Annotated in this window: 22 protein-coding genes and 3 tRNA genes; 17 read left to right on the top strand and 8 right to left on the bottom strand. The window is 53.6% G+C overall.

Annotated elements, in window-relative coordinates; translation table 11 throughout:
* Positions 1–13 precede the first annotated feature (13 nt).
* Entirely contained in the window at positions 14–682 is a 669-nt protein-coding gene (gene tcyL / locus HMPREF0201_RS12375; protein ID WP_016537021.1) for a cystine ABC transporter permease, read from the top strand.
* Positions 679–1,431, top strand: a complete 753-nt coding sequence (tcyN, locus tag HMPREF0201_RS12370; protein WP_016537020.1) for an L-cystine ABC transporter ATP-binding protein TcyN — start codon at positions 679–681, stop codon at positions 1,429–1,431. The genes tcyL and tcyN overlap by 4 nt, the downstream gene beginning before the upstream one ends.
* Positions 1,432–1,461: 30 nt before the next feature.
* On the opposite strand, the gene HMPREF0201_RS12365 is transcribed toward tcyN, so the two are convergent.
* On the bottom strand, positions 1,462–2,820 hold the full coding sequence (locus HMPREF0201_RS12365; RefSeq protein WP_016537019.1) for a CoA transferase: 1,359 nt from the start codon (positions 2,818–2,820) through the stop codon (positions 1,462–1,464).
* A gap of 153 nt (positions 2,821–2,973) precedes the next feature.
* Between HMPREF0201_RS12365 and sdiA the strand changes: the two genes are divergently transcribed.
* On the top strand, positions 2,974–3,696 hold the full coding sequence (gene sdiA / locus HMPREF0201_RS12360) for a quorum-sensing transcriptional regulator SdiA (RefSeq protein ID WP_016537018.1): 723 nt from the start codon (positions 2,974–2,976) through the stop codon (positions 3,694–3,696).
* 67 nt (positions 3,697–3,763) lie between these two features.
* On the opposite strand, the gene HMPREF0201_RS12355 is transcribed toward sdiA, so the two are convergent.
* Positions 3,764–3,988, bottom strand: a complete 225-nt coding sequence (locus tag HMPREF0201_RS12355) for a DUF2594 family protein (RefSeq protein WP_016537017.1) — start codon at positions 3,986–3,988, stop codon at positions 3,764–3,766.
* Between the two features lie 483 nt (positions 3,989–4,471).
* Between HMPREF0201_RS12355 and uvrY the strand changes: the two genes are divergently transcribed.
* The 6 genes from uvrY (at position 4,472) to HMPREF0201_RS12325 (ending at position 8,025) form a co-directional block, all read left to right on the top strand.
* Positions 4,472–5,128, top strand: a complete 657-nt coding sequence (gene uvrY, locus HMPREF0201_RS12350) for a UvrY/SirA/GacA family response regulator transcription factor (RefSeq protein ID WP_016537015.1) — start codon at positions 4,472–4,474, stop codon at positions 5,126–5,128.
* The gene (gene uvrC / locus HMPREF0201_RS12345) at positions 5,121–6,953 is read left to right on the top strand and encodes an excinuclease ABC subunit UvrC (RefSeq protein WP_016537014.1); all 1,833 of its coding nucleotides are present in this window, start codon (positions 5,121–5,123) and stop codon (positions 6,951–6,953) included. Before uvrY ends, uvrC begins: the two co-directional genes overlap by 8 nt.
* A 57-nt stretch (positions 6,954–7,010) precedes the next feature.
* On the top strand, positions 7,011–7,559 hold the full coding sequence (pgsA, locus tag HMPREF0201_RS12340; RefSeq protein WP_016537013.1) for a CDP-diacylglycerol--glycerol-3-phosphate 3-phosphatidyltransferase: 549 nt from the start codon (positions 7,011–7,013) through the stop codon (positions 7,557–7,559).
* Positions 7,560–7,726: 167 nt separating this feature from the next.
* Positions 7,727–7,802 (top strand) — tRNA-Gly (locus tag HMPREF0201_RS12335).
* A 52-nt stretch (positions 7,803–7,854) separates the two neighbouring features.
* Positions 7,855–7,928, top strand: a tRNA-Cys gene (locus HMPREF0201_RS12330).
* 11 nt (positions 7,929–7,939) lie between these two features.
* Positions 7,940–8,025, top strand: a tRNA-Leu gene (locus HMPREF0201_RS12325).
* 175 nt (positions 8,026–8,200) lie between these two features.
* On the opposite strand, the gene HMPREF0201_RS12320 is transcribed toward HMPREF0201_RS12325, so the two are convergent.
* Together HMPREF0201_RS12320 and HMPREF0201_RS12315 are read right to left on the bottom strand one after the other, a co-directional pair.
* Positions 8,201–9,190: an acyltransferase family protein gene (locus HMPREF0201_RS12320; RefSeq protein WP_255315106.1), complete on the bottom strand. Its 990-nt coding sequence runs from the start codon at positions 9,188–9,190 to the stop codon at positions 8,201–8,203.
* Between the two features lie 20 nt (positions 9,191–9,210).
* Positions 9,211–9,870 (bottom strand): SGNH/GDSL hydrolase family protein, encoded by a 660-nt coding sequence (locus HMPREF0201_RS12315; protein WP_016537011.1) that lies wholly within the window; start codon positions 9,868–9,870, stop codon positions 9,211–9,213.
* 492 nt (positions 9,871–10,362) lie between these two features.
* Here HMPREF0201_RS12315 and HMPREF0201_RS12310 point away from each other — a divergent pair, with 492 nt between their 5' ends.
* Positions 10,363–10,938: a YecA/YgfB family protein gene (locus HMPREF0201_RS12310; RefSeq protein ID WP_016537010.1), complete on the top strand. Its 576-nt coding sequence runs from the start codon at positions 10,363–10,365 to the stop codon at positions 10,936–10,938.
* Positions 10,939–10,985: 47 nt separating this feature from the next.
* Here HMPREF0201_RS12310 and ftnA read toward each other — a convergent pair whose 3' ends face one another.
* Positions 10,986–11,483 (bottom strand): non-heme ferritin, encoded by a 498-nt coding sequence (gene ftnA, locus HMPREF0201_RS12305; RefSeq protein ID WP_039898356.1) that lies wholly within the window; start codon positions 11,481–11,483, stop codon positions 10,986–10,988.
* A 347-nt stretch (positions 11,484–11,830) separates the two neighbouring features.
* Here ftnA and HMPREF0201_RS12300 point away from each other — a divergent pair, with 347 nt between their 5' ends.
* On the top strand, positions 11,831–13,012 hold the full coding sequence (locus HMPREF0201_RS12300) for a NupC/NupG family nucleoside CNT transporter (RefSeq protein ID WP_039899342.1): 1,182 nt from the start codon (positions 11,831–11,833) through the stop codon (positions 13,010–13,012).
* 48 nt (positions 13,013–13,060) lie between these two features.
* Here the strand turns inward: HMPREF0201_RS12300 and HMPREF0201_RS12295 are convergent, their stop codons facing one another.
* From HMPREF0201_RS12295 to yecR, 3 genes are all read right to left on the bottom strand, one after another.
* Entirely contained in the window at positions 13,061–13,513 is a 453-nt protein-coding gene (locus tag HMPREF0201_RS12295) for a DUF3574 domain-containing protein (RefSeq protein WP_016537007.1), read from the bottom strand.
* Positions 13,513–14,787 carry an MFS transporter gene (locus HMPREF0201_RS12290; protein WP_016537006.1) on the bottom strand — a complete coding sequence of 425 codons (1,275 nt, stop codon included), beginning with the start codon at positions 14,785–14,787 and terminating at the stop codon, positions 13,513–13,515. Before HMPREF0201_RS12290 ends, HMPREF0201_RS12295 begins: the two co-directional genes overlap by 1 nt.
* Before the next feature lie 138 nt (positions 14,788–14,925).
* Entirely contained in the window at positions 14,926–15,267 is a 342-nt protein-coding gene (gene yecR / locus HMPREF0201_RS12285; protein WP_016537005.1) for a YecR family lipoprotein, read from the bottom strand.
* Between the two features lie 342 nt (positions 15,268–15,609).
* On the opposite strand from yecR, the gene HMPREF0201_RS12280 reads away from it, so the two are divergent.
* The 6 genes from HMPREF0201_RS12280 (at position 15,610) to HMPREF0201_RS12255 (ending at position 22,419) form a co-directional block, all read left to right on the top strand.
* Positions 15,610–16,773, top strand: a complete 1,164-nt coding sequence (locus HMPREF0201_RS12280) for a methyl-accepting chemotaxis protein (RefSeq protein WP_039898354.1) — start codon at positions 15,610–15,612, stop codon at positions 16,771–16,773.
* Positions 16,774–17,033: 260 nt separating this feature from the next.
* Positions 17,034–18,617: an ABC transporter substrate-binding protein gene (locus tag HMPREF0201_RS12275; protein ID WP_016537003.1), complete on the top strand. Its 1,584-nt coding sequence runs from the start codon at positions 17,034–17,036 to the stop codon at positions 18,615–18,617.
* 62 nt (positions 18,618–18,679) lie between these two features.
* Positions 18,680–19,633 carry an ABC transporter permease gene (locus tag HMPREF0201_RS12270; protein ID WP_016537002.1) on the top strand — a complete coding sequence of 318 codons (954 nt, stop codon included), beginning with the start codon at positions 18,680–18,682 and terminating at the stop codon, positions 19,631–19,633.
* A 3-nt stretch (positions 19,634–19,636) separates the two neighbouring features.
* Positions 19,637–20,482, top strand: a complete 846-nt coding sequence (locus HMPREF0201_RS12265) for an ABC transporter permease (RefSeq protein WP_016537001.1) — start codon at positions 19,637–19,639, stop codon at positions 20,480–20,482.
* On the top strand, positions 20,475–21,452 hold the full coding sequence (locus HMPREF0201_RS12260) for an ABC transporter ATP-binding protein (RefSeq protein WP_016537000.1): 978 nt from the start codon (positions 20,475–20,477) through the stop codon (positions 21,450–21,452). The genes HMPREF0201_RS12265 and HMPREF0201_RS12260 overlap by 8 nt, the downstream gene beginning before the upstream one ends.
* A complete protein-coding gene (locus HMPREF0201_RS12255) occupies positions 21,445–22,419 on the top strand; it encodes an ABC transporter ATP-binding protein (protein WP_016536999.1) in 975 nt (324 codons plus the stop codon). The genes HMPREF0201_RS12260 and HMPREF0201_RS12255 overlap by 8 nt, the downstream gene beginning before the upstream one ends.
* The last annotated feature ends 3 nt before the right edge of the window (positions 22,420–22,422 follow it).

The raw sequence follows: 22,422 nt of genomic DNA, 5'->3' as shown, positions 1-22,422 counted from the left end.
ATCAGGAACCATAATGCAAGAAAGTCTGCAACTGGTGCTGGACTCGGCACCTTATCTGCTCAAAGGGGCAGTTTTTACCCTGGAGCTGAGTATCGGCGGGATGTTCTTCGGCCTGATCCTCGGTTTTATGCTGGCGCTGATGCGCCTGTCTTCGTTTTTACCGTTCTCGCTGTTGTCGCGCTTTTATGTGTCGATTTTTCGCGGCACGCCGCTCATCGCCCAGCTGTTTATGATTTATTACGGGTTGCCGCAGTTTGGCATCGAGCTGGATCCTATTCCATCGGCGATGATTGGCCTGTCGTTAAATACCGCGGCTTATGCGTCAGAAACGCTGCGCGCGGCTATTTCGTCCATTGATAAAGGGCAGTGGGAAGCGGCTGCAAGTATCGGTATGACGCGCGGGCAGGCGTTGCGCAGGGCTATTTTACCTCAGTCCTTGCGCGTGGCGTTGCCGCCTCTCGGGAATAGCTTTATCAGCCTGGTAAAAGATACTTCTCTGGCGGCGACGATTCAGGTGCCGGAGCTGTTCCGCCAGGCGCAGCTGATTACCTCCCGCACCCTGGAAGTGTTTACTATGTATCTTGCCGCCTCGCTGGTTTATTGGGTGATGGCGACGGTGCTCTCCTCGCTGCAAAATTATTTCGAAAACCAGCTTAATCGCCAGGACAGGGAGCCGAAATGAGCGCCATCGATATCAAAAAACTGGTGAAAAAGTTCCACGGTGTGACCGTGCTGCACGGCATAGATCTCGAGGTGAAGCCGGGTGAAGTGGTGGCGATCATCGGCCCAAGCGGCTCCGGTAAGACCACGCTATTGCGCAGCATCAACCTGCTTGAGGAGCCGGAAAGCGGCACGATTCAGGTAGGTGATATTGTTATTGACGCCGCCCGGCCGTTGGCAAAACAGAAAGAGAAAATCCGCGAACTGCGCCAGCAGGTGGGTTTTGTATTCCAGAACTTCAATCTTTTCCCGCATCGCACGGTGCTGGAAAACATAATTGAAGGTCCGGTCATCGTTAAGGGTGAGCCGAAAGAGCAGGCGATTGCTATGGCCTGCGAGCTACTGGTAAAAGTCGGCCTGAGCGGGAAAGAAACCAGCTATCCGCGCCGTTTATCCGGCGGGCAGCAGCAGCGTGTCGCCATTGCCCGCGCCCTGGCGATGCGCCCGGAAGTTATCCTGTTTGATGAACCAACCTCGGCGCTTGACCCTGAGCTGGTGGGAGAGGTGCTGAGCACTATTCGCCAGCTGGCGGAAGAGAAGCGCACCATGGTTATCGTCACCCATGAGATGAGCTTTGCCCGGGACGTTGCCGACCGGGCAATATTTATGGATCAGGGGAAGATTGTAGAGCAGGGGCCGGCAAAAGAACTTTTTGCCAACCCTCAGCAGCCCCGCACGCGGCAATTTCTGGATAAGTTTCTCAATCGCTAAAAGGCCCGTGGCCCTGCGCGGGCCATTGCTTTACCAGCCGGGAGAACCAGATCCCAAAGCCACCGGCGGAGTAGCCCAGGCGAGCGGTGTACCGGCCAGCATCAGCGGGAATTTAAGGCGGCTTCCGCAGCCGAAGACCGACCATTCCATCAGCGGCTGTAGGTCCCGTTTATTTATTGCGGCAAGCGGCCGCTGTTCTCCAACATCGTAGGCGAGCAGCATTGCGGCGGTGCGGGCAAGGGAAAGCCGGGCGCTGTAGCCCCGGTGCTGCTCTTGCCTTATTTTTAGCCCCCGAAGTACGGCGGCGGCCATCAGATAGCCGGTGGCGTGATCCAGCGCCTGAACCGGCAGCGGGTGAGGCCTGAGGGCATTTTGCCAGCGCTGGCCCGCTTCGGCGATTCCGCAGGCCATTTGCACCAGGCTGTCGAACCCTCGCCTGTTACGCCAGGGGCCGGTCCAGCCCCAGGCATTGAGCGAAACGTCAATCAGGCCCGGAGATATCGCCTGGCGGTTTTGTTCGTCGAAGCCCAGCGCTTCAAGGGCGTCCGAGCGGTATCCGTGCACCAGCACGTCGGCTTCACAAAGCAGGGCTTTAAATTGTTCGCGTCCCGCTGCGGATTTGAGATCAAGGCGGGCGCATTTTTTACCGAGAGTGACTTCCTCGGCAAGGGTGGGCTCTTCCCAGCCCGGTGGGTCGAGGCGTAAAACTGTTGCGCCAAGACCGGCAAGAAAACGAGTGGCCACCGGCCCGGCAATAATCCGGGTCAGATCGAGTACCTTTATGCCCGCCAGCGGGCGAGCAACGGGAAGATGCATTTTTATACGTGGCGCTTCGTCGTGCAGGTTCTGCCAGAATAAGGGTTCTGTGGCCACGGTTTTACCGTGTGGGTGGCTAAGCCATTCATCGCGGCTGAGCATCGCGGCGGCGCAGCCACCGGCGTTAACCACAGCCTGTTCAAGCTCGCCTTTTTTCCAGCCAGCTACCTGCCGGGCGAGCGCGGTTTTGTTCTCGCTGATGCCGAGGATCTGTTCCATCGCCATGCGGTGGTGGGGCGCATTGGTATGCAGCCTGATCCAGCCGTCTCGCGTTGCGTAATCTCCGGCGAATTCGTCCCACAGGGCAGCCGGCGCGCGGTTAATCGGCATATGGCTCGAGGAAAACCAAAATGAGGCTAGCCTCTGGTCGAGATACATCGGGGCATCGGGGCGTGATAACAAATCTCTCAGGGCTATCCCTGCGGCGGCGATGCTTGCCGTCGCCAGCCCGGTGACCGGGAAGCAGGAAGGTAATTCACCTTCTCCGCCGACGATAACGGGAAGCACAGGCGTCCTCAGCCCGAGGGCGTTTATCATTGCGGTAAGAAGAGGGGAAAACGCAGAGGTAACCATACTCAGCTCCAGTAAATTTTTCCTGACATTCGTTATAACCGAAGAATTGTGCGATCCAGACAATAAATATCATCAATAACTTTAATAAATGTGTTAGCGTATTACATTCTATTAATGAATTCATTTTTAGCGCCAGGAGACACGCCAGATATAATGCTGGATCGCGACTTTTTTAGCTGGCGACGGGATATGCTCGAGCAATTCCTGTCAATTACTCAAGCCAGCGAATTACAAACTTTAGTTCAACGACAAACTCAGCAGCTTGAGTTTGATTATTTTTCACTGTGTGTCCGGCACCCGGTGCCTTTTACCCGGCCTAAATTATCGCTGCAAAGTTCTTATCCGCAAAAATGGCTGGATTGTTATGTCAGCGAAAATTATTTCGCCGTCGATCCGGTGCTTAAACAGGCTAGCTTTATACGCGGGGAAATAATCTGGAGTGACACATTATTTGCCGATGCCAGAGACCTTTGGGACGCCGCACGCGACCACGGGCTGGCTTCTGGCCGATCGCTTTGCGTGATGGCGCCTAACCGCGCAGCAGGCTTCTTCTCCGTGTCACGGACGTCGATTCGCTCAGAGCTAATGCCGGATGATGAACTTGGATTGCGTCTTAATTACCTGGCGGAACTGAGTTTATCCACCATGGCTCGCCTGGAAGATCCGGCGCTGGAAATGCTGGAAATGAAGCTTAGCAAGCGCGAACGTGAGATTTTGCAATGGACGGGGGAAGGAAAAACCTCGGCGGAAATCGCTATTATTTTGTCTATTTCTGAGAATACGGTGAATTTCCACCAGAAGAATATGCAGAAGAAATTTAATGCCCCTAACAAAACGCAGATTGCGTGTTATGCGGCGGCGATGGGGATTATCTAAGCACAATACAGCAGTGTGCGTCAGGCGCTGACGGCTGGCGAAACGCTACTTGCCAGCCGCCCCCGGCTTATTGACGGTAAGCCTGTTTAATTTGCTTAACGGTATTAGTGAATACCTCAGCCTGAGTTTGGTCTTCCAGTTGAGCGATTTGCTTTTCCATTTTCAGGATAACTCGGCCCGCATCAGCCTGGCCCATAGCCTGAAGCATCAGGGTTAACAGCGTTTTCATACAGGCAACTTCTTGCGCCAGTTCGCTGGTGTTTTCGGCTGTGGAAAAATCAGGAGTGCTCATTTACTTTCCTCAATGCTTAGTTAGTTCGCTGCCATTATGCACAGTGATATTCATACGGCGGCGGAGTATAGCATAAGCTTTGGCAAAGTTATTCATGTTAAGGCAGGGGAAAGCGTTCGGTGTTTATGGTAATAAACAATGAAGCGCTGTTGCTTATTGGTCGTGCTCATTTTTATATAAAAAAACAAATTGTTTTGCTGCCGTTTAACCAGTGTTAAATAAGGCAGGAGAATAAGAGGATTATTCTCCCTCGTGCCCAATTGGGATAATAAGCTGTGTTTTATTGTCGGGTAATAGGCTGTCATCAGGGTGTGAAGAAAGTTGACGCATGCCACAGAAGTGCCATCGAAAGTAAAGATATATTCTCTGTGTGGTTAGCAAAATGTTGCTGGCTGCAATTTGGATTTTAATGTGGCCTGAAAAAAGCTAATATATGCCTCAATTAGCTATCAGCAGCGTTATCCCCTTCTGGAGAATAGTCCTTTGATCAACGTTCTTCTTGTTGATGACCACGAACTGGTGCGCGCAGGGATACGACGCATTCTTGAAGAGATTAAGGGCATCAAAGTCTCGGGTGAAGTGAACTGCGGCGAGGATGCCATCAAATGGTGCCGCAGCAATCCGGTCGATGTTGTCTTAATGGATATGAATATGCCGGGCATCGGCGGCCTGGAAGCCACCCGCAAAATTGCGCGTTACTCTTCAGATATCAAAGTTATCATGTTGACTATCCATACCGAAAACCCATTACCTGCCAAAGTGATGCAGGCGGGCGCGGCCGGTTATTTGAGTAAAGGAGCGGCACCGCAGGATGTGGTGAACGCTATTCGCTCGGTTAATGCGGGGCAGCGCTACATCGCCTCCGATATCGCGCAGCAGATGGCCCTGAGCCAGATTGAGCCAGAGGCTGAATCCCCGTTTGCCAGTTTGTCTGAGCGTGAATTACAGATTATGCTGATGATAACCAAAGGCCAGAAGGTCAATGAGATCTCTGAGCAGCTTAATCTCAGCCCGAAAACGGTGAACAGCTACCGCTACAGGATGTTTAGTAAATTGAATATCAGCGGCGATGTGGAACTGACTCACCTTGCGATTCGCCACGGGCTATTCAACGCGGAGACGTTAATCAGTAGTGAGTGAAACCTTTGATTCCCGGGCTTTTCTTAAGACGGTAACCAGCAAGCCCGGCGTCTACCGTATGTACGATGCCGGCGGCACCGTTATCTACGTCGGCAAAGCCAAAGACCTGAAAAAACGTCTGTCGAGCTACTTCCGCACTAATCTGGCAAGCCGCAAAACCGAGGCGCTGGTGGCGCTGATCCAGCATATCGACGTGACCGTTACCCACACCGAAACCGAAGCGCTGCTGCTGGAGCACAACTACATCAAGCTCTACCAGCCGCGCTATAACGTGCTGCTGCGTGACGATAAGTCTTACCCCTTTATCTTCCTGAGCGGCGATAGCCACCCGCGGCTTGCTATGCACCGTGGGGCAAAACACGCGAAGGGTGAGTATTTTGGCCCTTTCCCTAACGGCTACGCGGTGCGCGAGACGCTTGCGCTGCTGCAAAAAGTCTTCCCGATTCGTCAGTGTGAAAACAGCGTTTACCGCAACCGTTCGCGCCCGTGCCTTCAGTACCAAATTGGCCGCTGCCTCGGCCCTTGTGTGGCGGGCCTGGTCAGCGAAGAAGAGTACGCCCAGCAGGTTGATTACGTGCGCCTGTTCCTGGCCGGTAAAGACGACCAGGTGTTGACGCAGCTGATAGGCCGAATGGAGCAGGCAAGCCAGAACCTGGCTTTCGAAGAGGCCGCAAGGATCCGCGATCAGATCCAGGCCGTGCGGCGCATTACCGAGAAACAGTTTGTTTCGAATACCGGTGACGATCTCGATGTTATCGGCGTATCGTTCGATGCGGGGATGGCCTGTGTTCATGTCCTGTTTATCCGCCAGGGGAAAGTGCTGGGGAGCCGCAGCTACTTCCCGAAGGTTCCGGCCGGAACCGAACTCAACGAAGTGGTGGAAACCTTTGTCGGGCAGTTTTATTTGCAGGGCAGCCAGATGCGAACCTTGCCGGGCGAGATCCTGCTCGATTTTGCCCTGGCGGATAAATCGCTGCTGGCGGATTCTCTGAGTGAATTAGCCGGGCGCAAAGTTAACGTGCAGACGAAACCGCGCGGCGACCGCGCCCGTTACCTGAAGCTGGCTCGTACCAACGCAGCAACGGCGCTGGTGACGAAACTGTCCCAGCAGTCCACCATTCATCAGCGCCTGAAAGCGCTGGCGGAAGTGCTGAAGCTGCCGGAAGTGAAGCGGATGGAGTGTTTTGACATCAGCCATACGATGGGCGAGCAAACCGTTGCCTCCTGCGTGGTGTTCGATACCAACGGACCGCTGCGTTCGGAATACCGTCGCTACAATATCACCGGCATTACGCCGGGGGATGACTATGCGGCGATGAATCAGGTACTGCGCCGTCGCTACGGTAAAGCCATCGAGGAAAGTAAAATCCCGGATGTGATTTTGATCGACGGCGGGAAAGGGCAGCTGGGGCAGGCGAAGGCGGTATTTGCCGAGCTGGACGTGCCATGGGACAAGCATCATCCTTTATTGCTCGGTGTGGCAAAAGGCAGCGACCGCAAGGCAGGGCTGGAGACGCTGTTCCTTGAGCCGGAAGGTGAGGGCTTCGCTCTGCCGCCGGATTCACCGGCGCTGCACGTTATTCAACATATCCGCGATGACTCACACGACCATGCTATCTCCGGGCACCGTAAAAAACGCGCCAAAGTGAAAAGTACCAGTTCGCTGGAGACTATCGAGGGCATTGGGCCTAAGCGCCGCCAGACCCTGCTAAAGTATATGGGCGGATTGCAACCGTTAATCAATGCATCGATAGAGGAAATAGCAAAAGTGCCGGGGATCTCGCAGGCATTGGCAGAAAAGATCTACTACTCGTTGAAACATTAGGGCCTCTGTAGCAACATAGAGACAATTTCCACTTATGACAGATAGTTAACCGGCACTATGCGATTCAATATCCCAACACTGCTCACGCTGTTTCGTGTCATCCTTATCCCATTCTTTGTGCTGGCATTTTATCTGCCGTTCACTTGGGCCCCTTTCCTATGCGCCTTTATCTTCTGGCTGGCGGCGATTACCGACTGGTTTGACGGTTTCCTGGCGCGGCGCTGGAACCAGAGCACCCGCTTCGGCGCGTTCCTCGACCCGGTGGCGGATAAAGTCATGGTTGTGGTGGCCCTGGTGCTGGTGGCTGAGCACTATCATGCCTGGTGGGTGACCCTGCCTGCGGCAACGATGATCGCCCGCGAGATTATTATCTCCGCGCTGCGTGAATGGATGGCTGAAATCGGCAAACGTAGCCGGGTTGCCGTCTCATGGATAGGTAAAACGAAAACCATGGCGCAGATGCTGGCGCTGATCGGTATGCTGTGGCATCCGAACATGTGGATCGAGTACATCGGGATCGCGCTTTTCTTCATCGCGGCTGTGCTAACTTTCTGGTCAATGTTCCAATATCTTGCTGCCGCACGCGGCGATTTGCTCGAACCGTGATCTATCCGGCGCAAAATTCAGCAAACGATTCGCGGTGTTAGAAAATTTCATTGACTCATTGCGTCAGGTAAGTAGAATGCATCGCATCGAACGGCAGCACGGCTTGCCGGATGATAACAAAATCAAGTGATTAGCTTAACGGCCACCAACAGTCACTTGTACAAATTGCGGGAATAGCTCAGTTGGTAGAGCACGACCTTGCCAAGGTCGGGGTCGCGAGTTCGAGTCTCGTTTCCCGCTCCAGATTTAAGTAATAGATATTTGTCTGTTACAGCCTGCAAAGGCAAGAGATTTTGGCGCGTTAGCAAAGCGGTTATGTAGCGGATTGCAAATCCGTCTAGTCCGGTTCGACTCCGGAACGCGCCTCCAATTTTCCCCGAGCCCGGATGGTGAAATCGGTAGACACAAGGGATTTAAAATCCCTCGGCTTATGGCTGTGCGGGTTCAAGTCCCGCTCCGGGTACCATGGGAATATAAAGAATAAAATCAATGATAAGCAGTGTCGTGTAAACCACCTTCGGGTGGTTTTTTATTGCCTGCGATTTAGCTAACGCTTTTCCTCGATCTATTCCGCCGCTGGCCTCCCGCAAATAAAAAAGGGAGCGCCGAAAATCACGCTCCCCCTTTATTAGTTGGATCTCTCAATAACTGCTGACGATAAACAGCCCGGCAGCGGCCAGCACGTTAATGGATAGCAGCAGCTTGACCGGCGCTCTGCGCTCAACCAGCAGGTAGCTAAGGGTACCCAGCACGACAGAGGTGACGAGTGCGGCGGCCATCAAGATGCCGGTTATCTGCTTTTCAAAGAAATAGGTAGCGCCGACAATGACCGGCCAGTGCCACAAATAGAGTGAATAAGAGATAAGCCCCAGCGGGGAGAGCGTGGCCAGCAACCTGTTTGCCGAAGCGTTCGGCAGCGCCAGAATCAGGGCCGCGGCCAGGCAGGGCAGTAAAGACCAGGCCGAAGGGCTGGCAAAGGCGTTGTTATACAGCAGGGCGCAGGCGACGATAGCCGCGGTCGCTATACAGTAAAACAGCGAGTTTAGCTTCGAAGACAAGCGAGAGAGCGGTAGCCAGGCAACAATGCCGCCGAGGGCAAACTGCCAGAGTCGGTCTACCAGACCGTAATATCCCATGCTCCAGCTGGACTGCGAGACGGCAAAAGAGATGACCGCGATAGCGATTAGCGTGCCCCAGCGCCTTCCGGCCATACCCAGCAGCAGGATAAGCAGGTAGAACTGCATTTCCAGCGACAGAGACCAGGTGTGCAGGAACGGATAGGCGAGCGACTGTCCGGCAAAATAGCCGACGTTCTGATGAGCCCAAAAATTAGATAAATAAAAGAGGGCGGACATGCCGTTTGAGGCAATATCAGTTCTGTCCCGCGGCAATAGCCACCACAGCATCAGGGCTGAGACCGTTATCACCATGCATAACAGTGCTGGTAATAGGCGTTGTATACGCCTGATCATGAATTTAATCGGGGCGAAAGGCTGCTGCATAAGCGCCATCTTGCTCATGTAATAGCCCGAGATGACGCAAAAAACATCTACCCCAACAAAACCGCCTGAAATCCATCCGGCATGGAAAAACATCACCAGCAGCACGGCCAGCCCGCGCAGCCCGTCAATATCGTGTCGACGTTGAGTAATCAGCTCTTACTCCCGTTCCCGCTTAGTAGCGGCAAAGTCGCGTCCACAATCCCAGCGCCCCAGGCTTTGTAGCTTTTAGGCGTCAGGTGAAGGCCATCTACGGTTTCAACCGCTTTATTTTGCATAAACGACGTGCTGTCGATGTAGGTGCAGGGCTGAACGTGGGATGACAGGAAACCGGTGATGCGTTTGGTGGTTTCTTCGGTTTTACCGTAGCGTGGGTTAAACGTGCCCCATGTCGGCCCCACCCACAGGCATTTTGTTTTGGCTCCGGCCAGCGCGGCTACGGGTTTCACCTGGTTTTCAATCCACTCGGCAGGGAAAGGGTCTGCGGTGTAGCTGCCAATGGTGTCGCCGTAGATAAACATCACCGCCGTCGGCTGCCATTTATCAATCAGGCTGGCGACGTCCGGGAAGGGAAATGTGGCGGCAGAAGGGTCGGCTATCGGGCCGGTGCCGTTTCTGACTACGCCGCCGCAGCCGGTGTCTTTCGGGCCTTTTACCCAACCCGCCGGGCTTGAAGAACAAACGCCATAGGTAACAACTTTTGCCCCCATGCTTTCATAGGCTTCGGGTAAAACAGAAAGCAGAGAATCCTTAAAGGCGACATGACTGTCGCCCAAAATAAGCAACGTGACGCCGGCAAGTAATGTATTCACGTTTTAAAACTCCCAGAGATGAATCAATAAATTACTAACATTACGTGACAGTAACGTTATTAATTACCAGATAGCGCAAGGTTTTTATGGAGTGACTTTGTACTTAAGGTTGGCATTATCTCACCGCAATTATGCTGTGGCAAAAGCAAATTCCCCAGGCGCGCCTTTCCCATTATATTTTTGTGCCTACTGCCTGTTTTTTATTCTCTAATTGCAAGTGTTTCTGCTTACAGGAATAAATGTCATTCTACAATTAACACTAAACTTCATTCTGGCTACGGGGGTAAGCTTTTGGTGATTGCTGCGGGCGATGACCAGGTTATTCCTGCCGGAATCTCGTAAAAGCTGTATGCTGCGACCCCGGAGCAGATAAATAAAGCCATGCTGATGGACTGTTTATCGCCGGAGTGAAAGCACGGCAATCATTTAGGCCCCGGAGCGGGTAGAATACATCTCATTTTATTAAAAAGAGCTACGCAGAGGAGCCAGCATATGACCCAGGGACCGTTAAACGAAGACGAAATTGTATGGCTTGACGATGTGCTGATGAAGTACGGGACCACCCATTCCGTCATCGATGTGGCCGAGCTGGACGGGCTGCTGACGGCCATCCTGTCCGGCCCGAAAGTGACCGAGCCAGCAACCGTGCTGAGAGCAGTATGGGGAGGCGATGCCGAGCCAGAGTGGGAAAATGCCGACGAGTTAACCCGTTTTAACGTGCTGGTATTCCAGCATATGAACGATATTGCCGAGCGTCTTGCCGGGTATCCCGAGCAGTTTGAGCCGCTGTTTGGCACCGACGAAGTGGATGGGCGTGAAATTACCATCGTTGAGGAGTGGTGCTACGGCTATATGCGCGGCGTTGCTCTGGAACAGTGGCCTGCGCTCCCGGCAGCGCTGCAACCTGCGCTTGAAGCCATTGCTTTACATGGTCTTGAAGAGAATCTGGAGAAGTTTGACACGCTGTCGCCGGAGGCATTCTGGGCGAGTATCGAAGCGATTAAACCGGCTGCATTGGAACTGTACGGCTACTGGCACAGCCAGCGCGACGGCGGGGCGTTACACTAAGATAAAACATCAGCAGGCCGCAGTGGCCTGCTGAGTAACAGCGACAATTAAGCCTGGGTGTCCAGGGTTGCCAGCTCTTTGTCGATGAAGTACAGGCCTTCACCGCTTTTGCCCACCAGGCTGAGTTTATCCAGTACGGATTTAAACAGCTTCTCTTCTTCATGCTGCTCGGCAACATACCACTGCAGGAAATTAAAGGTTGGGTAATCCTGGGAGATCATCGCTGAGTGGGTCAGCTCATTAATCTGACGAGTAATTAACTGCTCGTGTTCGTAAGTCGCTTTAAATAACTCATCAAGAGAGGCGTACTCTAAATATGGAGACGCAATGGCGTTAATGCGCGGCATATTTCCGGTGTCGCTTAAATATGCGAACAGGCGCTGCATATGTTCCATCTCTTCCTGTGCATGGCGACGCAGGAACGCGGCCGCTCCCTCAAAGCTGTGATAACTGCACCAGGCGCTCATCTGCTGGTAGAGCAGCGAGGAGTAGAGTTCGAGGTTCATCTGCTCGTTCAGTTTTTCGATCATTTCCGTCTTCAGCATCACAGGCTCCATAAATTGTGGGGGGCGTTAATGGCGCTACTTTAATTATTTATTTTTACGAATGCAAAGGAATTGTTAATTATATTAGTGTAATGAGAATGGTTGTTACTATTATTTTATTTGTGAAGAAATGAATTAATAATGAGAATTAATCGTGTTTCGTTTTTACTGTTTATTTGCTCTGAAATTTTATTTTCTCTGCAATATTTAACGTTAAAAAAAGTAACCACGCTAAGTGTAAGTCTATGCTGTCATTGGAAAAACTTATGGTTAAATATTCTTATGGCCACCATTTACCTCGCGCGGAGGCTGTGGCTAAATACCTTTCTTTCAAAATTAGACTGCACATGAATATCCTTCATTTTCTACTCGCACTTTTTGTCATTATGGGACTGGCGTGGCTGGTGAGCTTCGATCGTAAGACCATTCGCATCCGCTATTTGTTACAACTTGTCGTTATTGAAGGCCTGCTGGCTTTCTTCTTCCTGCACTCCGACAGCGGCCTGTGGGTGATTAACGGCGTATCCGGCTTCTTTGGGCACCTTCTGACCTTTGCCGGGCAGGGAAGTGACTTTGTGTTCGGCGGTATGAGCAAGGCCGGGCTGGCGTTTATCTTCCTTGGCGTGCTGTGCCCGATTATCTTCATCTCCGCCCTTATCGGGATTTTGCAGCACTTCCGCATTCTGCCGATTATTATCCGCATTGTGGGCACGCTGCTTTCTAAAGTTAACGGTCTCGGCAAGCTGGAGTCGTTTAACGCCGTCAGCTCGCTTATCCTGGGCCAGTCGGAAAACTTCATTGCGTATAAAGGCGTTCTTGGGGATCTCAGCTCCCGCCGTCTGTTCACCATGGCGGCTACGGCGATGTCCACCGTTTCGCTGTCTATTGTCGGCGCGTACATGACGATGCTGGAGCCGAAGTATGTTGTGGCGGCGCTGATCCTCAATATGTTCAGCACCTTCATTATTGTGTCGATAATTAACCCGACAAGCCCGGGCGATGAACCCGAAATCAAGCTTGAGAAACTGCACGAATCGCAGAGTTTCTTTGAGATGCTGGGGGAGTACATCCTCGCCGGTTTCAAAGTAGCGATGATAATTCTGGCGATGCTGATTGGTTTTATTGCCCTGATTAGCGCCATCAACGCGCTGTTCGCGACGGTGTTCGGCCTGAGCTTCCAGCAGATCCTCGGCTACGTGTTTTACCCGTTTGCCTGGCTGGTAGGCATTCCAGCGCCGGATGCTTTGAAAGCCGCCGGTATTATGGCAACCAAGCTGGTGGCGAATGAATTTGTGGCGATGATTGAGCTGCAAAAAATCATGGCGACGCTGACGCCGCGCGGTCTGGGGATCTTATCTGTATTCCTGGTGTCGTTTGCCAACTTTGCGTCAATCGGCATCGTAGCCGGGGCAATTAAAGGCCTGAATGAAAAACAGGGCAATGTTGTTTCTCGCTTTGGCCTGCGCCTTGTTTATGGCGCGACGCTTGTCAGCCTGCTGTCTGCGGCATTTGCCGGGCTGGTGCTGTAAATAAAAAACGGCGGGGAAACCCGCCGTTTGTTTAACGTTATCTCGTTATCAGAATGCGGCGCAGACCGGCTGGTCAACGCGCATTACGGATTCCTGCGCAAAGCGGGTTTTATAGATATTACGCAGTTCGTCTACTTTCTTGCTGCTTTCCACATCGCTACCGCGAATTAACATCAGCGCTTTACTTGGCTCGTGGGTCACTTCGCCTTTCGCATTAAGCCACTGGCCCTTCGCATCATACTCTGTCAGCCCGTCGCGGAAGCGTGGGGTTACGTCCTTATCAACAAAGCTGCGCCATTCTTTGGCGGTGATGATTGCACCTGAAGGGCGGCTAATACCGAAGTAGAGCGTGGTTTGCGTCATTGCGTCACCGACCTGGCACTGTTTAGCCGGGGCGGCGGCAGGTGCTGGTGCTACCGGTGCGGTTGTTTTAGCCGGTGCTACGCAGCCAGCCAGTGTCAGAGCCAGCGCTGCTGCCAGTGTTGCTTTATAAAATGCCATTATCCACCTGTCTTACTGTCATCATCATTATTAAAATTAAGTGCGGAAATATTCCGCCGCGTTATCAAATTACAATTCCGTAACTTTGGCAAGCTACCGAGCATAAACAGGGCAATAATAATCCCGAAGATGCCGCTTCCCAGCAGTACCCACTGCGGCGGGAAGTGGTTAGCCAGCGCGCCGGTAAGCGTCGGTAGTAGTAGAGTGATGCCAAGCTGAAGCCGCCAGCTTGAGGCCATCGCCGCGCCAACATGGGCCGGAGCAAAGCTGTCCATAACGTTGAGCGTTGCCACCAGATAAAACCAGTTGCTGAACAGGTGGGCGATGATGATAAGCGGCACGGCAATCCACAGGCTGCCGGACTGCGCAACGCCGAAATAGCAAAGAGTGAAAAAGAGCAGGGCCAGCAGCAGTGGGGAGGTTTTACCGGCACGATGACGAACCTGTTTTTCGCTCAGCACCAGCGGCGCCAGCAGCTGACCCGTGCTGCGGGCAAAGAGTAAAATCAGCCCGTTGTCGGTGTTATCCCCGGGTAAAGAGGGAGCTAAAGCGGGCAGCAGCGCCATTGCAGGGGCGCCAATCATCGCCAGACACGGCAGCAGAAGCAGGCTGCGTCTTTGCTGCGGCTTAAGCGTGCGCCAGCGGAAGCGTGCTAATGAAGATGCGTGTGGGTCGTCCGCGTTGGGCATAAATCGGGTTGCGGCCCGGCAAAGCAGCATCACCGCAAGCAAGAAGCTTAGCGCATCCAGCATCAGCAGTAGCCAGAGGCTCACTTTCCCGTAGAGCAAAGTACCTATACCCACGCCGAAAATGACATTTGCGGCGAACACCAGGGTTTCAACACCCGCGGCGGCAGGCATCAGCTTTTCCGGTAATCCCTTTTTGAATAGCTGGCTGAGCACCGGCACCGTAAGCCCGGTGCTGAAAGCCGCTGCTGCCTGGCTTAACAGCAGCCACACCGGGTGATGGTCGGCTAGCGCCCAAAGTGGCAGCGCAAGGCCGCAAAGCCCCGCCATTTCCGCAACGATCAATATCTTAAACGGCGGCCATCGGCGCAGTAGCCGGACGCCGATAAAGCTGGCCGGCAGGCCAGGAGCAAGCGCGAGAACGTAAGCGAGGGAGAGCCAGGCGGGCGTTGCCTGGCTTTGGAGCAGCTGGCTAAAGACCAGCACATAGGTCAGTCCGTTGCCAACGGAAGAGAACAGCAGGGCAAGCCCGAGCAGCGCAAACCAGCGGTGCTGGCGCAGGGCGCGTAGCAGTAAAAGAGTCATCATCAATTCCTGATAAACAAATAGGTACAGGCTGCCGTTCCGGGAGCGGCAGCGTGAGATATTTATCGTCAGGCGTGGGTTACATTGGCGAGATGACTCGTTTGCTGAGAATGTGTCAAAAGTAGATGAATTTGCCGGTATTTACCAGTTGCTGGTGACGCCTGCAAATTGCGGCCCGCTAACTCCCCGACACTGGTACTCCAGCACAACCTGGGTATTCAGACACAAGCTGCCGCTAAACGTGGTGCAGGTTTTAATATCGCTGCCGTAAGGCAAGGCGCTGGCATAGCCCCACTGCTGGCACTGGCGGGATGCGGTAGATTGCGCGAGGAATTTGTCTACTTTCGCATTTTGTAACGGTGGCAGATTGTAGGCCAGGCGAACCACGCCGGAAGGCTCGTTGGCATTGAGCGGAACGGGCGTTTTATTCACGGTGCAACCGCCGAGTAACAGGGCGGCCGCGGCCAGATAAATGAGCTTCATCTTTATTTATTCCTCATGCTTAACCCTCGTCATGGTAGCACGCGGTGAGAAAGGAAAAGCCCATTCCGGCAGGCGGGAGCTGAATTTGGCAAAATTCGAGCTTTAAATAATCCCTAATTCAAATTGCAATGTAAATGCGTTTTACATAACGGAAATTCCCCACAAAACACTCGGTTATTTTTTGATCAAATAGACGTCAAGTTTTGCTGAAACGTGCCGACAATAGCGCTACGGCGCGATTTAATTTCACTTATGAAGCTATACAAGCGGATAAATCAGGACGGGCGGCGTTTAAAACAGCACAGGATATGCCTTTTAATTTTTGACCGGGGAAACACACAGATGAATGTTATTCGCAATATCAAGATCCGCGCTATGGTGGTATTGATACAAATCCTCTCGACCGTCGCATGGATTAGCGTGGCCGGTATAACGCTATGGCTGCTGTACAGTCTTGAGCAGACTGCGGCGCTGACTGCGGAGCAAAAAAGCTGGATTACCGACGCGCAGTTTATGCTGATGCTTTCGGTGGTGGTAAGCATTGCTATTACTATTTTCACCGAACGCTATCTGTGGTTTTGCCTGGTGAAGCCGGTAAATACCATTCGTAACCATATGCACGTCCTGGCGCGCGGCGAGCTTACCGTTGCTTTGCCCGATCTTGGCCGCAACTGCATTGGCCTGATGGTTCCGCCGATTCAGAAAATGCAGGCCAACTGGGAAAAAGCCGTCAACAGCATTCGGGATAGCGCGGACGCAATACGCGCCAACGCCACGGAAGTCTCAGGAGTCAATACCGATCTCTCTTCCCGTTCGGAGCAGCAGGCAGCCGCGCTGGAGCAGACCAGCGCCAGCATGGAGCAGCTTAACAGCACGGTAAAGCTCAATGCCGATAACGCCAACCACGCCAGCCACCTGGCTCAGAATGCCACTAACACGGCGGTGAACGGCGGCGCTTCGGTAAAACAGGTGGTGAAGACCATGGATGTTATCGCCAGCAGCGCCAACAAAATTGTCGATATTACTACCGTGATCAACAGCATCGCTTTCCAGACCAATATTCTGGCGCTGAATGCGGCAGTTGAGGCCGCAAGAGCAGGCGAGCAGGGCAAAGGCTTCGCCGTGGTCGCCAGCGAAGTCCGCAATCTGGCAAGCCGCAGTGCCGGGGCGGCGAAAGAGATTGAAACCCTGCTTAACGAATCCGTCAGCAACATTCATACCGGCTCGCAGCAGGTTAAAAAGGCCGGTGAAGCTATGGATGAGATCCTGAAAGCCGTTAAGCAGGTTAACGATATTATGGGCGAGATAGCCAGCGCTTCGCTTGAGCAAAGCCAGGGGATTGGGCAGGTCGGCGTGGCGGTAAGGGAAATGGACAGCGTGACCCAGCAAAACGTCAATCTGGTGCAGAAATCCGTACTCTCATCGGGCGAACTTGAGAAGCAGGCACATCATCTTCACGACGTAGTTGCGATGTTCCGTTCGGGGGAAAGCGCCACGCAGAAATAACCCGCTCTTTTGACTCTACTAAGGCAGCCATATGGCTGCCTTTTTTACGTCTTTTAGCCAGGGCTGAATACCTAAAGGGTGACTGTGTAGCAACTATTTTGTGACGCAGGTTGGTTAAATCATATTCTCTGCTTGCGGGCAGCACAGGCGGCGTGCGGTTAGTCAAAATTCGACTAAGGTTATGCTTTTTAGGTGCATTTACAAGTAGTTACCTGTACCTCACTATGCGGGCTGCAACTTAATAAGGAGTTCCTGAAGCAATGCGTAAACCTTTGATTTTGTCGGCGCTGATAGCCGCCCTGGCGTTAAGCGGCTGCGATAACCCTAAGAATGACACAGCGGCAGCCCCTGCCCCGGCGAAAGAAGCCAAACAGGGCGGTAGCCTGATTATCGGCATCACCTCGGGCGACCCGCTGGTGCTGAACCCGCTGTACGCCAGCGACCGCACGACGTTGACTATTATGCAGGCGCTTTATTCGCCTCTTTATAGCTACAACGGCGACAAAATCGAATGGGGGCTGGCCGAAAGCCTGACGCCCGCCGCAGACAACCTCTCCTGGACGCTGAAGCTAAAACCAGGCCTGAAATGGCAGGACGGCCAGTCGATTACCGCTGACGACGTCGTCTTTACCTTCAATAAACTGCTTGATGAGAAGCAGCACAGCTTCTTCCGCAGCATGTTTGTTTACGGCAATAAGCCGCTGGGCGTGAGCAAGATAGATGACCTGACGGTTAAATTTACCCTGCCGCAGGTGAGCGCCGCCTTTGCCGGTACGCTGGTGCAGGTATTCCCTATCCCGCAGCATATTTTTGCCTCCGAGAACGGCGACCTGGAAAAGAGCAGCAAAAACGATGCGCCCGTCGGATCCGGGCCGTTCAAATTTAAAGAATATCGTGCCGGTCAATTCTATGCTCTGACGCGTTTTGACGATTACTGGAACGGGAAACCGAAGCTGGAGTCGGTGACTTATCGCTTCGCCAAAGACTCAAACTCGGCGAACCTTGCGCTGCAAAACGGCGAGATCAACCTCAAGATGGTGGATCCGCAGGACGTTTCCCGGCTGAAGTCGACCGGCAAATTCGACTTTGTGATTTATCCGGAAGGTCGTCTGGCTTATATGACGTTTAACCAGAACGTCGAAAGTATGAAGAGCAAAGCGTTACGCCAGGCCATTGCCTACGCGCTGAACAAGGACGATCTTGTGCAGACGGCGTTCACCTCGCTGGATTATGCCACCCCAGCCGCCTCGATTTTAACGCCGGACACGCTCTACCAGACCAACGACGTCGAGCCGTATAAGTTTGACCTCGAAAAAGCCAAAGCGCTGTTTAAAGCGTCCGGGCAGCAGGAAGGGTTGAAGCTGCGCCTGGCGTATATCAATAGCAACAAGACTCAGGAAAGCATGGGGCTGTATATCCAGCAGCAGCTGAAGGCTATTGGTATTAACGTGGAGTTGTTGCCGCTGGACGCTAACGCCATGTCCCAGCGCAGCCAGGATATGAACAATACCGCCTATGAGCTGAGCCTGGGAGGCTACATTATGGGCGCGGAGCCGGACGGCTATAAGTCTTTATATATGAGCAACGAAGCCTATAACTACGCGCACTACAAAAATCCGGCATTTGACGCATTGTGGGAGCAAGGCGCAACTGAAACGGACGGAGCCAAACGCGGCGCTATCTATAAGCAAATTCAGCAAACGGTAGCGAACGATATGGCATGGTATCCCATAGCGTATACCAATGCGGTTGTCGCGGTGGATAAACGTTTTGGCGGCACCAAAGAAGCCGAACCTAAGCCGGTCTATATGTTCCAGGATCTGTCGAAGATTTATCAACAATAACCAGCATTGACCCTCATCCGGTCTTCTCTTTGGGAGAGGGCGGGGTGAGGGGAGTAGAAAATATGAATAACCTGTTCCTCCGGCGGCTGCTGCAACTGCTGCCAATGTTGCTATTTATCTCGCTGGTCTCTTTCCTGCTGGTGAAGCTCGCGCCGGGCGATCCCTTACAGGCGTATATTACGCCGCGCATGAGCCCGGAAGACATTGAGCGTATTCGCCAAAGCATGGGGCTGGATAAGCCCTTGCCGGTGCAGTATTTACTCTGGCTGAAAAACCTGCTGCACGGTGACCTTGGCTACTCGCTGATTTACCATCGCCCGGTGCTCACGATGATTGCCGAACGCATTCCCGCTACGCTTGGGCTGATGGGGGCTTCGCTGCTGCTGGCTATCGTACTTGCCATACCGCTTGGTCTGCTGGCCGGGGCGTATAAGCATCGCTGGCTGGATAACGTGCTGAATCTTTTTGCCTATGTTGGCATTTCTGTGCCGATTTTCTGGTTTGGCATTTTGCTGATTACGGTATTTTCGGTGCAGCTGAACTGGCTGCCGAGCATGGGAATGCGCACCATCGGCATGGAGGACTCCTGGCTTGACGTTGTGCGCCACGGTATTTTGCCCTGCATCGCGCTGACCTTTTACAACCTCTCCAGCTATGTGCGCTACATCCGCTCCAACACCATTAGCCAGCTGTCGGCGGATTACGTGCAAACTCAGCTGGCCTACGGGGCAACCCGTCGCTCGATTCTCTTCCGCCATGTGCTGAAAAACGTTTTGCTGCCGGTGATTACGCTGTTTGGGCTTTCCTTCGGTGAACTGGTGGTCGGCGCTTACGTGACCGAAAGCGTCTTTTCGTGGCCCGGCATGGGGCTGCTTGGCATTCAGTCCATCACTTCGCTGGACTACCCGCTGATCATGGCGATTATCCTGCTTTCCTCCATTATGCTGGTCACCGGTAATCTGCTGGCGGACCTTTTGTACCGCGTGGCTGACCCGCGCATTAAGGCGCTGAGGTAGCTAATGAGCAGAAGATGGCAACAGTTTAAACATGGGATGAAGCGAAACCGTCCGGCACAGTTTTCTCTGGCGGTATTGGTTATTTTTACGCTAGCCGCGTTATCCGCATTTTTCAGCCCCTGGGACCCAAATCAGATGTCGCTCCAGGCCCGTATGCTTCCGCCCCAGGCCAGCCACTGGTTTGGCACCGACGAGTACGGGCGTGACTATTTTACCCGAGCGCTGTACGGCGGGCAGATATCGCTGATGGTGGGTTTTCTGGCGATGGTGTTCTCAACGCTTATCGGCACGCTGGTGGGGACGGTGAGCGGCTATTTTGGCGGCAGAATTGATAACCTGCTGATGAGGCTGGTGGATATTCTGATGTCGATTCCGGCGTTTTTCCTGCTGCTGGTGCTTAACGCCTACCTGAAGCCCGGTATTGCCAATATTATTTTGATTATCAGCGCGCTAACGTGGATGAACATGTCGCGCATGATCCGGGCCGAAACGCTGTCGGTTAAAGAGCGTGAATACGTCATCTATGCCCGGGCTTCGGGAGAGCATCCTTTGCTGATTATTGCGCGCCATATTATTCCGAATATTTTACCGACGATTATCGTGGCGGCGACGCTGAATATCGCTTCGGCCATTTTGATGGAGTCAACGTTGAGCTTTCTTGGCCTTGGCGTTCAGCAGCCGCATGCTTCCTGGGGCAGTATGCTGAATAACGCCCAATCTTATATCGGGGAAGCATCCTGGCTGGCGATGTTCCCCGGCGTTTTGATCCTGCTGACGGTGCTTAGTTTTAATGTCCTCGGGGATGTGTTCCGTACCGCTTTTGAACCGGGGGCGAACCGAAATGAGTAACCTGCTGGAAATAGACAACCTCAAAACCTCATTCTTCACCCGAGAAGGCGAAGTTCACGCGGTGCGCGGCGTCAGTTTTAATCTGCGGCGCGGGGAAGTCGTCGGGATTGTCGGCGAGTCCGGCTGCGGTAAAAGCGTGACCTGTAAATCGGTCATCAACTTGCTGGGAGCAAACGGCAAGATAGTTGGCGGGCATATTCGCTTTCAGGGAGAGGACCTGGCCCGCAAAACCGTCGGGCAAATGCGGCAGCTGCGCGGAAATGAAATAGCCATGATTTTTCAGGATCCGATGACCGCCCTGAATCCGGTGTTGACCATCGGCAAACAGATGAGCGAGATCCTGATTCGCCACCAGCGGCTAAGCAGAAAAGCGGCTAAAGAAAAAGCCATCGCCATGCTCGGGCAGGTCGGGATTGCCCAGCCGGAAAAACGCTATGAGCAGTACCCGCACGAGTTTAGCGGCGGCATGCGCCAGAGGGTGATGATAGCTATCGCGCTCTCCTGCCATCCGTCGTTGCTAATTGCCGATGAGCCAACAACGGCTCTGGACGTTACCATCCAGGCGCAAATTCTGCGGCTGCTCAAGCAGCTCCAGCAGCAGACCGATACCGCCATTTTGCTGATTACTCACGATTTGGGCGTAGTAGCGCAGGTTTGTTCGCGCGTGGTGGTGATGTATGGCGGGCTGGTGATGGAGCAGGGCAGCGTTGAAGATATCTTTTATCGCCCGGCGCATCCTTATACCCGTGGGCTTCTGGCATCGCTCCCGCGCCCTGACGGAGAAGGGGAGCGCCTTTCGCCGATCGAGGGCAGCCCGCCGGGGCTGCTTAATCCGCCGGCCGGTTGTCCGTTTGCCGCGCGCTGCCCGCAGCGTATGGCAAAGTGTACTGAGCCTGTAGATAAATACGCCGTGGCTCCGGGGCACGAAGCCAGCTGCTGGCTGTGGGAGCAGGAGGCCGCCCATGTCTGAAACTAAACCGCTGATCCGCGTTCGCGGATTGAGTAAACATTTTACTTCCAGCCGGGGATGGTTCGGCAAAAACACAGCCTTAAAAGCGGTGGATAATGTCAGTCTTGATATTCTTCCGGGAGAAACATACGGCCTGGTGGGCGAGTCCGGCTGCGGTAAGTCCACGCTCGGGCGCAGCATATTACGGCTGTTCGACGTCACTTCAGGCGAAATCGAGTTCGCGGGGCAAAATATCGCGGAGCTAAGTGAGCGGCAGCTTAAGCCGCTGCGTCGCCGCATGCAGTCAATTTTCCAGGATCCGTGGTCGTCGCTGAACCCGGGCATGACGGTCGCGCAGCTGATTGCCGAGCCGATGCGGATCCACGGTTATGACGCGCAGCTGCGAGCATCGCGCACGCTTGAATTACTAAAACAAGTTGGGCTGAACGAGGAACATCTTGACCGCTTTCCTCACGAGTTCAGCGGCGGCCAGCGCCAGCGGATAAGCATTGCCAGGGCGCTGTCGGTTAACCCCGAGTTTGTGCTGTGTGACGAGCCGCTGTCGGCGCTGGATGTCTCGGTGCAGGCTCAGGTGGTCAATTTGCTTCAGGATTTGCAGCAGGCATTCGGGCTGACTTATCTCTTTATTGCCCATGATTTGTCGATGGTGCGCCATATCTCTGACCGCATCGGCGTAATGTATCTCGGTTCGCTGGTGGAAGAGGCGCCGGCGGAGCGGCTTTATCATCAGCCTGCCCACCCTTATACCCGGGCGCTGCTGGCCTCTATTCCGGTTGCCGACCCTCATGTTCAGATGCTGGAGCAGGGGAGCTTAAAAGGCGAAAATACCGGGGAGTTTGCTTCGCAATCAGGATGTAAATTTGCGGGCCGCTGCCCACGGGCTATGGAGCAATGCCGTGAGCAGGCACCGCAGATGAAAGAGATAGCCCCCGGGCATCGTGTTGCCTGCTGGCAGTTTGAAAAATAGAGA

The sequence above is a fragment of the Cedecea davisae DSM 4568 genome, from assembly GCF_000412335.2.
Taxonomy (GTDB): domain Bacteria; phylum Pseudomonadota; class Gammaproteobacteria; order Enterobacterales; family Enterobacteriaceae; genus Cedecea; species Cedecea davisae.
This window is presented reverse-complemented; position numbering and strand designations above follow the sequence as displayed.

Excerpts from the sequence above, each read along its gene's own strand:
- tcyL (WP_016537021.1), top strand. The coding sequence starts at position 14 with ATGCAAGAAAGTCTGCAACTGGTGCTGGACTCGGCACCTTATCTGCTC.
- tcyN (WP_016537020.1), top strand. The coding sequence starts at position 679 with ATGAGCGCCATCGATATCAAAAAACTGGTGAAAAAGTTCCACGGTGTG.
- HMPREF0201_RS12365 (WP_016537019.1), bottom strand. The coding sequence starts at position 2,820 with ATGGTTACCTCTGCGTTTTCCCCTCTTCTTACCGCAATGATAAACGCC.
- sdiA (WP_016537018.1), top strand. The coding sequence starts at position 2,974 with ATGCTGGATCGCGACTTTTTTAGCTGGCGACGGGATATGCTCGAGCAA.
- HMPREF0201_RS12355 (WP_016537017.1), bottom strand. The coding sequence starts at position 3,988 with ATGAGCACTCCTGATTTTTCCACAGCCGAAAACACCAGCGAACTGGCG.
- pgsA (WP_016537013.1), top strand. The coding sequence starts at position 7,011 with ATGCGATTCAATATCCCAACACTGCTCACGCTGTTTCGTGTCATCCTT.
- HMPREF0201_RS12310 (WP_016537010.1), top strand. The coding sequence starts at position 10,363 with ATGACCCAGGGACCGTTAAACGAAGACGAAATTGTATGGCTTGACGAT.
- ftnA (WP_039898356.1), bottom strand. The coding sequence starts at position 11,483 with ATGCTGAAGACGGAAATGATCGAAAAACTGAACGAGCAGATGAACCTC.
- HMPREF0201_RS12300 (WP_039899342.1), top strand. The coding sequence starts at position 11,831 with ATGAATATCCTTCATTTTCTACTCGCACTTTTTGTCATTATGGGACTG.
- HMPREF0201_RS12295 (WP_016537007.1), bottom strand. The coding sequence starts at position 13,513 with ATGGCATTTTATAAAGCAACACTGGCAGCAGCGCTGGCTCTGACACTG.
- HMPREF0201_RS12290 (WP_016537006.1), bottom strand. The coding sequence starts at position 14,787 with ATGATGACTCTTTTACTGCTACGCGCCCTGCGCCAGCACCGCTGGTTT.
- yecR (WP_016537005.1), bottom strand. The coding sequence starts at position 15,267 with ATGAAGCTCATTTATCTGGCCGCGGCCGCCCTGTTACTCGGCGGTTGC.
- HMPREF0201_RS12280 (WP_039898354.1), top strand. The coding sequence starts at position 15,610 with ATGAATGTTATTCGCAATATCAAGATCCGCGCTATGGTGGTATTGATA.
- HMPREF0201_RS12275 (WP_016537003.1), top strand. The coding sequence starts at position 17,034 with ATGCGTAAACCTTTGATTTTGTCGGCGCTGATAGCCGCCCTGGCGTTA.
- HMPREF0201_RS12270 (WP_016537002.1), top strand. The coding sequence starts at position 18,680 with ATGAATAACCTGTTCCTCCGGCGGCTGCTGCAACTGCTGCCAATGTTG.
- HMPREF0201_RS12265 (WP_016537001.1), top strand. The coding sequence starts at position 19,637 with ATGAGCAGAAGATGGCAACAGTTTAAACATGGGATGAAGCGAAACCGT.
- HMPREF0201_RS12260 (WP_016537000.1), top strand. The coding sequence starts at position 20,475 with ATGAGTAACCTGCTGGAAATAGACAACCTCAAAACCTCATTCTTCACC.
- HMPREF0201_RS12255 (WP_016536999.1), top strand. The coding sequence starts at position 21,445 with ATGTCTGAAACTAAACCGCTGATCCGCGTTCGCGGATTGAGTAAACAT.